Here is a 12214-nt window from a genome sequence, read left to right on the forward strand (position 1 = left end):
ACGGGGCGTTCGGACGTCCCGTATCGACACGCATTCTATGGTGAACTGGGGCGACAGCGGCCGAGCGGCGCATGACCGTCGGACGTCCCAGGGTGGCGCNGTTGTGAAAGAACAGATCGATCGCCTTGCCCATGGAGCCGGTGACGCCCGCCCGCCACTCCCGCGATTGCAGCATCTCCAGGTCGCGCTTGCTGGAGAGATAGCCCAGCTCCACCAGCACGCTCGGCACGTCGGGGGAGCGCAGCACCACGAAGCGCGCCTCGCGGTGGGGCTTGGCGCTCATCTCGATCACGGGGGCGAGCTGGCCCATCAGCGTGCGGGCGAAGCCCGACGAGAAGCCGCGGGTCTCGCGGAGGGTCAGCTCCTGCAGGATGTCGGCGATGTCCGGCGGCGCCTCGGCGGCGTCGGCGCCCGCGGCGGCGTCGGCCCGGTTCTCGCGCTCCGCGAGCTTGGCGGATTCGGCGTCCGTGGCCTTCTCGGCATTGGTGTAGATCGTGGCGCCCCGCACCTGGGGGGCCGCCGAGATCGAATCCGCGTGGATCGACACGAACAGGTCGGCCTTGGCCTCGCGGGCGAGGCGCACCCGGTCGGCGAGGGGCACGAACACGTCCCGGTCGCGGGTCATCCGGACCCGGTAGCGCCCGGCCGCCTCCAGCTTCTCCACCAGCGCCTGGGCGAAGCCGAACACGATATCCTTCTCGAACACGCCGCCCACCGCGATGGCGCCGGGATCGGTGCCGCCGTGGCCGGCATCGACCATGATCAGCGGGCGCTGGTCGGTCGGTTCCGGCGGGGCGCTGCGGGCCTGGGCGGGGGCGGGATCCGCGGCGGCCGCCGCCTTGCGGAAGGCGTCGCGGTCGGCGCGCTGGAGCGGGATCGTGAGCAGCACCGCGCCGTCGCGGGCCCGCGTCACCGATTCGATCCTGCCGACGGTGGCGGGGGCGGTGAGGTCGATCACGATGCGGGAGCGGCCTGGGGCGAACAGGCCGTAGCGGAAGGATTGGACGAGCCCGTCGCGGCGGCTGCCGGTTCCAGATTCGAGCTGGAAGTTGACCTCGGGCAGGTCGATCACCGCCCGGTCCGGCCGCTCCATCACGAAGCCGCGGGCCTCGACGGCCCGGGACAGGGTCAGGGTCAGGCGCGTGCCGCCGGCCTGGCTCGCGAGGTCGGCCCCGATGGCGACGGCGGGCTTCTCACCGTTCTGCGCGGCAACCGGCGCTCCCGCCAGGGCCGGCAGAAGCGCCACGGCCAGGCGAAGCCATGCGGTACGGATCAGGCGCGCGCAGTTCGGCATCGGTCCGGTGTCGTTTCCCGTGCCCTCCGTTACGGCATGGGACCGACTTGGTTAACGGACGGTTGCCGCCGCCGGTTCGATCCGGGCGCCCGTGTTGCCGGGATGCGACAAGTCCCGCGCCGCTTCAGCGGTACGCGACCACGCGGCTCGTCTGACCGATGACCGTGACCCAGCAGGTCAGGGACGCGTCAGCGGCCCGCTGGACCTCGCCGACCTGCAGGCGAATCACCTCGGCCGGCGACCGGGCGCCCGAGAGCGCCCGCAGATGCGCCAGGGCCGCCTCGCCCTCGCCGCGCACGTAGCGGGCGATGGTCGAGCCGATCTCGACGACATCGAAGCGGTCGGGGGTGAAGACGATCCGGTCTGGGACGTCGACGGCGTCCGGCATCGGCGGGACGGCGATATCCGCCGCGGCGCCGGCTTCGGGGACCGCCTGCGCGGCCGTCTCGGTCGGCCCATCGGCCGGCCCGTCGGCCGGCACCTCAGAGGCGGTCTCGGGCAGGACCGGGGTGGTCGCCGCGCACGCCGCCTGGGCCGGCTCGGCCTGCGGCTCGTGGGTCTCGACGGAAACGTCGCTCGCCGGCGCGGGTGCGTCCTCGGCGATCGGCGCAGGGCGGGTCTCGGCCGGGGCCGGCGCCTTCCGGAGCGGTTGGGGTGATCCGGCGGGGCGGCCTCCCCTCGGTCGACGCGGCTTTCCCATCGCGCGATCTCCTCCTGTCGGCGTCAGGCCGTCCTGACGGAGCGGCGGCCGGAGGGTCGTGCGCAGCCGGCTCGCCCGCGGTGTCGGCCTCGGACCCGTGACGCCCGGGTGTCAGAGCCTCGGATCTGGTCGGCGCCGCGCGCCCTCCGGATCCCGTATCGCGTCCCCGATCGAGGATCGGGGACGGCGCGCCGGCCTCAGCGGGCGGCGGCGTTCTGGGCGAGGGCGCCGTAATCCTTGGCCTGGGCCTGGAGCGCGGCGAACTGGCTGCGGACGAACTCGGACTGGAGCTCGAACGCCTCGCGGAGATCCTTCGTGCGCACCAGCTTCTGGGCGAAGTCGAAGGTCGCGTTGGCGTTGGCCTGCGCGTGATCAAACCCCTTCGCGACCGCGGCGGTCAGGGTCGACTGGAAGGTCTGACCCGAGGTCTGGACCTGCTCGGCGACCTTCACGGCGTTCGTCATCATGGTGCCGACAGCGGTCCGAGCCTGATCGACGCTCTTCTCGGCGAAGTCGCGCATCTCGGTCGGGATCTCGAAGTTCGGGGTCTGCATCGATGTCTCCAGCAACATTCATGGAGCGGGACGCCGGATGCGTCCGCGTTGACGCGCTTCTATATGTTGCACCGCAACAAGAAGTCAAGTGCATGCTTCGGGGGCCATGCAGGACCCGGAAGCCCGATAAAATGCAGATCTGATGATCTCGCACAGTCATCGCATCGCGGCTGCAGCCCCGATAGCAGATGGCGTGCAAGCTGCGCCATTTATCCGATCGGCCAAGATTGCCGATCCCGGCAAGAGGCCGCTTCGCAAAAAACGATCTGCCTGTCCAGAGGGGCACGAACGGATCGTGAATGCTTGTGGTATACCAGACGGGCCGGGCCGCCTCGGATCATCGCGGCTGGGCCAGCGAATCCGGATGCTGCATCGCACCAGCCGCGGCTCCGGACAGACGGGCGTAGAGCCCCCGGAGCGCCGCCGCATGGGCGTCCAGGCCCATCGGCGCGGTGCGGAAGAGCCTGCGGGCCTCCGCCCCGAGCGACGCCGCCAGGGCGTCGTCCCGGAGCGCCGTGAAGGCCTCGGCGAGGGGCCCGACCTCCGGTGCGAGCACGAATCCGGTCCGGCCGTGCCGAACCTTCTCGGCGGCGCCGGAGCGGTCGGAGGCCACGACCGGGATGCCGGCCGCCAGCGCCTCGTAGACGGTGAGCGGGCCGGTCTCGTACCAGCGCGACGGCGCCGCCAGCGCCCGGGCGCGGGTCCGGAGCGTAGCCCAGACCGCCTCGGGCCTCTGCCATCCGATCACCTCCACGCCGTCCCGGGCACGCAGCTCCGCCTCCAGGGGGCCGGCGCCGATGAACAGGGCCGGAAGTCCGGCCCTCCGCGCGGCGTCGGCCACGAGGTCGGCGCCCTTCTCGCGGGTCAGGCGCCCCACATAGGCGATCGCGTCGCCGCGGGCGGGCGCGGCCGCGGGCCCCTCCGGAAGCCGGACGGGGTTGTCGATCCGATGATGCGTGAGGGCGTAGCCGCCGAGCAGAGCGCCCAGCCGCTGCCGGCTGGCGTCGCAGACATGGACGACGTGCAGCGGATGGTGCCGGCTGGCCCGACCGACGACCTGCCGCATCGCCGCGGCACGGGCGACCCGCACGAGCTTGTGCCCCCGGCTGCGGGGATCGCAGGGCGCCGCGAGGCAGGCGGCCGACAGGGGGGCGAGCCCGCAGGGCTCGGCCCGGTCGAAGCGGTAATAGACGCCGTTCGGGCAGGCCAGGGCGTAGTCGTGCAGCGTGACGACCAGCGGCACCCCGGTCTTCGACAGGACCGGAACGATCGCCGGCGACAGGGTCCGGGTCCATTGGTGCAGGTGGATACAGTCCGGCGGCGCGGCGAGGCCGGCGAGGGCCGCGGTGAGGCGGCGGGCGGCGGCGGCGTGCCAGATCCCGGCGGCGGCCGCCCGCGCGGCACCGAGCGACCAGATGTCGGGCAGGCCGAGGTCGATCCGCTGGATCCCGGCATGGTCGAGGAGCGGATCGACGGCCCCCGAGATCGCCTGGATGTAGGTGACGGCGAGACCGGCCTCGGCGAGCCCGCGGGCCGATTCCAGCGCCACCTTCTCGGCCCCGCCGCTGGCGGCCGCGAACTCGGCCAGGATCACGACATGCACGGTGTCCCTCCCGGGGATTGCGTCGGTCTCGGGAGCCGGGAGGATGAAGGAGAGCGGTTTACGGGGGATCAAACGCGACCGGATACAGATCTCTGCCCGGGATCAGAGCGGCGGATTTCCTGACGTGCACGTCGTCCTCGTCGCAGACCACGCCGCGATCAACGGCGGCCAGGCCAAGGTCGCGATCGAATCCGCCCTGGGGCTCGCCGCCCGGGGGATCCGCGTCAGCCTGTTCGCCGCGGTCGGCCCGGTGGACCCCCGGCTGGAGCCCGCCGGCATCCGGGTGGTCTGCCTGGAGCAGGACGACGTCACCACGGCGCGCAGCAAACTGGCCTTCGCCGCCCAGGCGATCTGGAACGGCGCGGCGCGCCGCGCCCTCGCGCGGGAACTCGCCGCCTGCGACCCCCGGGACACCCTCGTCCACGTCCACGCCTTCGCCAAGGCGCTGTCGCCGTCGATCGGCCCGGCGATCCGGGCCTCCGGGCTGCCGTGCCTCTACACGATGCACGAGTTCTTCCTCGTCTGCCCCACCGGCGGCTTCTACGCCTATCCGGAGCAGCGGATCTGCCATCGGACCCCGATGTCGGCCGCCTGCATCGCGGCGCATTGCGACGCACGCAGCTACCCGCGCAAGGTGGCCCGGATGGTCCGCCATGCCGGCCTCGCCCACGTGGCCCGGCTGCCGGATCTGTTCGCCCACGTCGTCACGATCAGCGATCTGCAGGAAAGCGTCGTCCGGCCGCTGATGCCCCCCGGCACCGTGTTCCACCGGGTCGACAACCCGATCGCGGTGGTGCAGGCGCCCCTGCGGGAGGGCGCGCCGGGCGACTTCCTGTTCGTCGGGCGGATCTCCACCGAGAAGGGCGCGCCGATCTTCGCGGACGCGGCCAAGCGCGCGGGGGTGCGGGCGGTCTTCGTCGGCGACGGCCCCCAGCGGGCCGATCTCGCGGCGCGCTATCCCGAGGCCGTCATGCTCGGCTGGCGCGACGCCGCCGGCGTACAGGCGCTGATGCGCCAAGCCCGGGCGCTGGTCTTCCCGAGCGTCTGGTACGAGGGCCAGCCGCTCACCGTCTACGAGGCCCTGGCCTGCGGGGCGCCGGTGATCGTCAGCGATGCCTGCGCGGGGCGGGAGGCGGTGATCGATGGCGAGACCGGGTTCTGGTTCCGCTCCGGCGATCCGGAGGCGCTCGCCGCCCATCTGCGCCGCCTGACCGACGACGGCCTCGCCGCCCGGATGGGCCGGGCCGCCCACGACCGCTACTGGACGGCGCCCCTGAGCCTCGACGCCCATCTCGACCGCCTCGAGGGCGTCTACGAGACGGTGATGCGCGGGGCCACCGCCCGCAGGAGGGGCCTGAGCCCGGTCGATCGGCCGCTCGCGACCGCCTGACCCTGCCGCCGGTTCGGCCGTCCGTGCGCGGGACGCGGAGCCATCCCGTCGGCGCCGCGCTGCCCGTCGCGCTGCCGCGGATCCCGACGCCGCGCGGGTGACGCCGGCGAGGCCATGGGCCGGACGCTTCGACCGGAAAGCCCATGCGGCCGCCGGAAAGATCGGAAACACCCGCCGTCCCTCGCGTTGATGCCCACCAGCACCCTTGCGTGCCTCCGTCACGGACGAGCGAGCGACATGGCCGAGACCCAAAACAAGCCGAACGAAGCCAAGCCGGGCTTCCAGCAGGGCAGCGCCAAGCCGGGCGACGCCAAGAACCCCGACAACAAGCAGGAGAAGCTGAACGAGCGCCTGGACGAGGCCCTGGAGGAGACCTTCCCGTCGAGCGATCCGGTGTCGGTGAAGATCACCAAGTAGGCCCCCGGGCCTGCACCGGCCGGGCGGCCGTCAGGCCGCCCGGTCGTCCGGGACCGGCTCCCGCCCGCGGTCGATCAGGCGGCGGGCCTCGGGCCCCGGGACCGCACGGCTGAACAGGAAGCCCTGGACCTCGTCGTAGCCCTCCGCGCGGAGCATCGCGAGCTGCTCGACGGTCTCCACCCCTTCGGCGGTGGTGGCGATGCCGAGGCTGGCGCCCAGGCTCGCCACCGCCCGCACGATCGCCGTGCAATGGGTGTTCTCGCCGACCTGGCTCACGAAGGAGCGGTCGAGCTTGATCTTGTCGAAGGGGAAGCTGCGCAGGTAGCCGAGGCTCGAATAGCCGGTGCCGAAATCGTCCATCGCGATCCGGATGCCCAGGGCCCGCAGCTCATGCAGGGTCGCGAGGTTGGCGGCGCTGTCGGCGAGCAGGACCGATTCGGTGATCTCCAGCTCGAGGCGCCGCGGGTCGAGGCCCGAGGTCGCGAGGGCGCCACGCACGGTCTCGACCAGGCTGCGGTTGCGGAACTGGATCGGGGAGAGGTTCACGGCGAGGCGGATCGCCTCCGGCCAGGTCGCCGCCTCCGCGAAGGCGGTCTGCATCACCCAGGCGCCGATCGGGACGATCAGGCCGGTCTCCTCGGCCAGCGGCACGAACTCGGCCGGCGAAACCGGGCCGTGGTCCGGATGGGACCAGCGCAGCAGCGCCTCGAAGGCCAGGATCCGGTCGGAACGGGCATCCATCAGCGGCTGGTAGACCAGCGAGAACTGGCCGCGGGCGAAGGCCTCGCGCAGCTCGTTCTCGCGCCGCCGCCGTGCCTGCACCCAGGCATCCATCTCCGGCTCGAAGCACCGGAAGGTGCCGCCGCCCTCGGCCTTCGCCCGGTACAGGGCGAGGTCGGCGTTCTTCATCAGGGTTTCGGGATCGGTGCCGTCCCGCGGCAGGCAGGCGACCCCGATGCTGGTGCCGATATGGCAATCCTGGCCGTCCAGGCGGAAGGGCCGGCCGAGTTCGGCGATCACCCGGGCGATCAGCCCATCGGCCAGGGCCGGGAGATCCATCCCCCCTACCAGGATGGCGAACTCGTCGCCGCCGAGCCGGGCCACGAGGTCGTCCTTGCGCAGGCAGCCGGCGATCCGCTCGGCCGCCTCGCGCAGGAGCGCGTCGCCGACCGGATGGCCCAGCGTGTCGTTGACGATCTTGAACTTGTCGAGGTCGAGGCAGAGCAGCACCGCCGCCTCCCCGTCCCGGGCGTGGCGGGAGATCGCCTCGGCGAGGCGGTCCCGGAACAGCACGCGGTTCGGCAGCCCGGTGAGCGCGTCGTGGTGCGCCATGTGGGCGATGCGGGCCTCGGCCCTCCGGCGTTCCGTCATGTCGATGGCGGCTTCGAGCACGGCCTGCCGCCCCTCGAACGGCATCGCCCGCTGGAACAGGGAGACCTCGATCGCCGAGCCGTCGGCGCGCCGGTGGAGGGCGCCGGTGGGCGGCAGGCCGAGCCCCGGCGCCGCGTCGGGGGGCATGGCGAGATCGGCCGGCGCCCGGCTCAGGAACTGCTCGCGGCTGTAGCCGTAATGGGCGACGGCCGCGTCGTTGACCGCCAGGAAGCGGTCGCGCGCGTCGGCCACGACCCACATCGGGACCGGGTTGTTCTCGAACAGGAGCCGGAACGAGGCCTCCCGGGCCTTGATGTCGCCGACATCCGTCATGGTGACCGAGAGGAGATCGCCGACGCAGCCCGCCTCGACCTTGAGGTAGAGCGTGCCGCCGTCGGACCGGGGGCGGCTCAGCTCGAAGGCGGAGCGCCCGCCCCGCTCGACCATGGCGGCGAGGGTCGCGATCGTCCGCGCGGTGATCGCCCCCGGGAAGAGCTGGCCGATGCGCTGCCATTGCAGGACCGCGGCGGGCCGCTCCAGGAGGCGCTCGGCGCCGCGGTTGAGGGCCACGATCTTGAAATCGACCGGGTGGCCCGCCGCGTCACGGATCGTGCTGAGGGCCAGGATCCCCTGGTCGGTGGCGGTGAACATCGCCTGGACGAGTTCGGTCCGGACGCTCGCCCCGTCGAACCCGATCAGCACGAACGGCTCGCCCCAGCGGTTGTCGAGGGGCACACCGACGAGGCGGGTCGAGGTCACGACGCCGGCATCCAGGCGATCGCACCGGCTGTAGGCGGGCTGGCCGGATCCGAGGGCGGCCGCGACCATCTCGCCGACGGGCTCGCGCAGCTCGATCGGGAGCGCGTCGACCGGGACGGTCTCGCTGGGACAGGGTTCCGCCGACGGGCCTTCCGACCCTTGCGCGAGCCAGGCGCCGAACTCCTGGCCCGCCCAGAGGATCCGGGCGGCCTGGCCGTCCCGGGTGGTCACCAGGGCGGCCCGGTCGGCGAGGCGGCCGAGGCTCCCGAGCACGACGGCCTCGTAGGACGGGATCGGCGCCCCCGGCGTCCGGCAATCCTGCCAGCGCCGAAGGATGTTGCGGCCCGTCTGTCCGTCGTCGTCGTGCGCGGTCACCGAGCCGCCCCAGTTGTTCACCGGGGGCCAGGAAGCTGGGACTTCGTTTAAGCCGGGTTCATGAGCCGACTTATAATCCCATGATACGTACTATTCCCCAGTTTGATCTCGATTTTCAGGCCGCCTCGAGCAACCGGCGGGCGATCACCTGGGCCTGGATCTCCGCGGCGCCCTCGAAGATCGAGAGGATGCGGGCGTCGCACAGGATCCGGCTCACCGGGTATTCCAGCGCGAAGCCGTTGCCGCCGTGGATCTGCAGGGCGTTGTCGGCCGCCGCCCAGGCGACGCGGGCGCCCAGCAGCTTCGCCATGCCGGCCTCCAGGTCGCAGCGCTTGCCGGCATCCTTCTCGCGGGCCGAGAAATAGGTGAGCTGGCGGGCGATGTTGATCTCCACCGCCATCATGGCGAGCTTGTCGGCGACCCGCGGGAAGTTGACCAGCGCCTTGCCGAACTGGACCCGCTCCTCGGCGTAGCGCAGGCCGACGTCGAGGGCTGACTGGGCGACGCCGATGGCCCGCGCCGCCGTCTGGATGCGGGCCGATTCGAAGGTCTGCATCAGCTGGGCGAAGCCCTTGCCCTCGACCTCGCCCAGCAGGTTGCCGGCGGGCACCTCGAATCCCTCGAAGGCGAGCTCGTACTCCTTCATGCCCCGGTAGCCGAGCACCTCGATCTCGCCGCCCGACAGGCCCTGGACCGGGAACGGCTCCGCGTCGGTGCCCCGGGGCTTCTCGGCGATCAGCATGGAGAGGCCCTTGTGGCCCTTCTCCTCGGGCTTGGTGCGGACGAGCACCGTCATGATGTCGGCGCGGACCGGGTGGGTGATCCAGGTCTTGTTGCCGGTGATCTTCCAGGTGTCGCCGTCCTTCACCGCCCGCGTGCGGAGCGAGGCGAGGTCGGAGCCGGTATTCGGCTCGGTGAAGACGGCCGTGGGCAGGATGTCGCCGCTGGCGATCTTGGGCAGGAAGCGCTGCTTCTGCTCCTCGGTGCCGCCGCACAGGATCAGCTCAGCGGCGATCTCCGAGCGGGTGCCGAGCGAGCCGACGCCGATATAGGCGCGCGACAGCTCCTCCGAGACCACGCACATGGCGGTCTTCGGCAGGCCCATGCCGCCGTATTCCTCCGGGATCGTCAGGCCGAAGACGCCGAGCTCGGCCATCTTGGTGACGATCTCCATCGGGATGTAGGCGTTCTTCAGGTGCCACTCGTGCGCCTGATCGACCACTTCGGCCTTGCCGAAGCGGCGCATCTCGGAGCGGATCGCCTCCATGTCCTCGTCGAGGCCCGAGGCGCCGACCGTGGCCGAGCCGCTGCCGTCGCGCATCCGCGCCACCAGGGCGGCGCGGTTCTCGGGGGTGTTCCCCTCGGCGATCAGGGTCTCGACCGCCTCGGTACGGTACTGCGCCACCTCCTTGGCGGTGAGCCCGAGCGAGCCGGTGAGGCGGACCATCTCGCCCTGGCTCATCGGGATGCCGGAGAACAGCTGGTCGAGATACTCGCCGGCGCCGATCCGGACGAGGAGCGACTCGGTCTCGCCGAACCGGCCCTCGGCCTGGAGGCGCTCGGCGTAGCCGCCGAGCTCGGCGACCGCCTCCGCGTAGGTCGCGAGCCATGCGAGCCCGTGGGCGGCGTGCTGCTCGCCCTCGAGCTTGGCCGCGTCGATCCGCCCGTCCGTTCCGAGGATCCGCGTGCGGACCCGGCGGGTCGCCTCCGCGACGAGGGCCTTGACGCTCTCGCCGGCGGCCCTGGCGAGGGTGGCGATATCCTGCGGCTCGGTCTGGATGGCGGGGGATGCGGACATGGTTTCCTGCTCGCGTGGCGTCTTCTTGGATCGGGTCTTTTAACCTGTCGCGGGCCGGAGCCGAAGCAGATTTCGTTTGGCTCGCCTTGAACTCAAGTTGAATGCCGGAGCTCACGGGCCGATGCGCAGCCCATGAAAGTCAAGGCCGGGCCGGTGCGGCGATACGCGTCGGTCCCGACACTGATGATCCGTCCGCCGCCCTGCCGAAAGCTGTTCGCCAGACCGTGCCCGGCTCAGCGCCTCTGCTCGCAGCGCGTCTTCACGTAGGCCCCGTCCTCGCCCTTGAAGCCTGTACTGGCTGCCAGCACCGGGCCCTGAACGAGGCATTCCTGGAGCGTGTGGGCCGGCCCGGTGACCACGTCGAGGGCGGTCTCGCGGGAGCAGTCCGGGGCCTGGACGGAGGCGGCGCAGATGAGCGCGACGACGATGATCTGGTTCATGGGGCCTCCCGTATGGGCCCGACTCTCGAGACGGCGGGCGGCGTCTACCGAAAGATGGGCCGCCGGAACTGGTTCCATCGGCCCGGACGCCCGTCGTCGCGAGCGGAGCATAGTGATGACGGAGCGGGTCACACCAGCGCGGTGAGATCCGCACCCGACTCGATCGTCTCCGGGCTGGGCACGCGTCCCTCGCCCAGCAGGTGCAGGAATGCCGTGAAGGCCGGGTTGCGGCCGATGCTGCAGGCGGCCACGGCCCGGTCTTGGCGGACATAATAGGCGATGAAGTCCAGCGCCGCCGGATCGCCCTGCAGGATGATCCGATCGAAATCCGGCGCGTAGCCGCCGTAATCCAGGCGCTTGTCGCCCTGGTTGCTCCAGAAGAACGGCGCGCCCGCGAAGGCGCCGCTGGCGCCCAGCATCGCCCGGGCGACGTGGGTGCCGTGCTGCTGCGCCAGACGCCAGTGCTCGATCCGGGCGGTGACGCCGCTGCCGCGCTCCGGGAAGGCCGCGATGTCGCCGGCGATCCAGACGTTGTCGGCGAGCTTCAGATCGGCGCCGACCGGGAGGCCGCTGGTCTCGTCCGGCTCCACCCCGGCGACGATCCCGGTCTCCGGCGCGGCGCCGGCGCCGATCAGCACGAGATCGGCCGGCAGCCGCGTGCCGTCCGCGGTCTCGACGGCCTCGACGGAGCCGGTGCCGGCGATCCGCGCGACCTTGCCGGTCACGAAGGTCACGCCGTTGCCGGCGTGGTAGCGCTTCAGCGCCGCGCCCACGGCCTCACCGAAGCGCTTGGCGAAGGGGATCTCCTCCCGCGCCAGCACCGTCACCGACAGGCCGCGCTTGGTCAGGAAGGCCGCGGCCTCCAGGCCGATGAAACCCGCGCCGATCACCACCACGCGCTTGGCCTGCTCCGCCGCGGCGCTGAGCCGCACCGCATCGTCGAGGCTGCGGAGCGTCATCACGCCGTCGAGATCGCGGCCGTCGAAGTCCGGCACCACCGCGCGGCTGCCGGTGGCGATCAGCAGCGCGTCGCCGGTGAGCACCCGGCCGTCCGCCAGGGTGACGCTGAGGCGCGCCGGATCGATCCGGACCGCCTCGGCCTCGATCCGCTCGACTTGGTGGGCGGCGGAGAAATCCGGCTCCAGCAGGGTCTTCTCCGCCGGGGTGGGCTTGGCCAGGAATTGCTTGGACAGCTTGGTCCGGTCGTAGGGCGGGTGCCCCTCGCGGCCGACCATCGTGATCGCGCCCGCAAAACCCTCGCGCCGGAGCGTGGTGATGCAGGCGGCCGCCGCCGCCCCGGTGCCGACGATCAGGACCTGTCCGAGGGGCGTCCGGGCGTGCCGGGCCGGAGCGGGCTCGGGAGTCAGCGTCGCCACCGCCTCGCCGCCCTCGATCCGGACGGGATAGCGGGTCAGCGCCTCAAGCGCCGGCGGCTCCTCCAGGCTGCCGTCGGCGAGGGCGAAGGCCGCCTTGTGCCAGGGGCAGTAGAGCCGGCCGCCGCAGATCTCGCCCT

The 12214-nt window shown here is 72.1% G+C and carries 10 protein-coding genes; 2 read left to right on the forward strand and 8 right to left on the reverse strand.

What is annotated here, in order from left to right; all coding sequences use genetic code 11:
* The 4 genes from I53_RS28020 to I53_RS28035 all read right to left on the reverse strand — a co-directional run.
* Window positions 1–1294: N-acetylmuramoyl-L-alanine amidase (locus tag I53_RS28020; RefSeq protein ID WP_106428199.1), on the reverse strand; the 1294-nt coding region annotated here is incomplete at its 3' end.
* Window positions 1295–1418: 124 nt separating this feature from the next.
* Complete coding sequence (locus I53_RS28025) at window positions 1419–1994, reverse strand: phasin family protein (RefSeq protein WP_043357177.1); 576 nt, start codon at window positions 1992–1994, stop codon at window positions 1419–1421.
* A 197-nt stretch (window positions 1995–2191) separates the two neighbouring features.
* Window positions 2192–2548, reverse strand: coding sequence for a phasin (locus tag I53_RS28030; protein WP_043357179.1), 357 nt, complete (start codon window positions 2546–2548; stop codon window positions 2192–2194).
* A gap of 337 nt (window positions 2549–2885) precedes the next feature.
* A complete protein-coding gene (locus I53_RS28035; RefSeq protein ID WP_043357181.1) occupies window positions 2886–4151 on the reverse strand; it encodes a glycosyltransferase in 1266 nt (421 codons plus the stop codon).
* Between the two features lie 124 nt (window positions 4152–4275).
* Here I53_RS28035 and I53_RS28040 point away from each other — a divergent pair, with 124 nt between their 5' ends.
* Window positions 4276–5541: a glycosyltransferase family 4 protein gene (locus I53_RS28040; protein ID WP_043357182.1), complete on the forward strand. Its 1266-nt coding sequence runs from the start codon at window positions 4276–4278 to the stop codon at window positions 5539–5541.
* 237 nt (window positions 5542–5778) lie between these two features.
* Window positions 5779–5958 (forward strand): hypothetical protein, encoded by a 180-nt coding sequence (locus tag I53_RS28045; protein ID WP_043357184.1) that lies wholly within the window; start codon window positions 5779–5781, stop codon window positions 5956–5958.
* A 30-nt stretch (window positions 5959–5988) separates the two neighbouring features.
* Here the strand turns inward: I53_RS28045 and I53_RS28050 are convergent, their stop codons facing one another.
* From I53_RS28050 to I53_RS28065, 4 genes are all read right to left on the reverse strand, one after another.
* Window positions 5989–8484, reverse strand: coding sequence for an EAL domain-containing protein (locus I53_RS28050; protein ID WP_083936182.1), 2496 nt, complete (start codon window positions 8482–8484; stop codon window positions 5989–5991).
* A gap of 94 nt (window positions 8485–8578) precedes the next feature.
* Window positions 8579–10261 (reverse strand): acyl-CoA dehydrogenase family protein, encoded by a 1683-nt coding sequence (locus I53_RS28055; protein ID WP_043357186.1) that lies wholly within the window; start codon window positions 10259–10261, stop codon window positions 8579–8581.
* Between the two features lie 233 nt (window positions 10262–10494).
* Window positions 10495–10701, reverse strand: coding sequence for a hypothetical protein (locus I53_RS28060; protein ID WP_043357188.1), 207 nt, complete (start codon window positions 10699–10701; stop codon window positions 10495–10497).
* A 128-nt stretch (window positions 10702–10829) separates the two neighbouring features.
* A partial coding sequence (locus I53_RS28065; RefSeq protein ID WP_043357190.1) for an FAD-dependent oxidoreductase occupies window positions 10830–12214 on the reverse strand: 1385 nt, incomplete at its 5' end.

This window comes from Methylobacterium sp. B1 (genome assembly GCF_000333255.1).
Classification (GTDB): Bacteria; Pseudomonadota; Alphaproteobacteria; order Rhizobiales; family Beijerinckiaceae; genus Methylobacterium; species Methylobacterium fujisawaense.

Coding starts and splice junctions, on each gene's coding strand:
- I53_RS28055 (WP_043357186.1), bottom strand. CDS start 10,261: ATGTCCGCATCCCCCGCCATCCAGACCGAGCCGCAGGATATCGCCACC.
- I53_RS28030 (WP_043357179.1), bottom strand. CDS start 2,548: ATGCAGACCCCGAACTTCGAGATCCCGACCGAGATGCGCGACTTCGCC.
- I53_RS28060 (WP_043357188.1), bottom strand. CDS start 10,701: ATGAACCAGATCATCGTCGTCGCGCTCATCTGCGCCGCCTCCGTCCAG.
- I53_RS28025 (WP_043357177.1), bottom strand. CDS start 1,994: ATGGGAAAGCCGCGTCGACCGAGGGGAGGCCGCCCCGCCGGATCACCC.
- I53_RS28045 (WP_043357184.1), top strand. CDS start 5,779: ATGGCCGAGACCCAAAACAAGCCGAACGAAGCCAAGCCGGGCTTCCAG.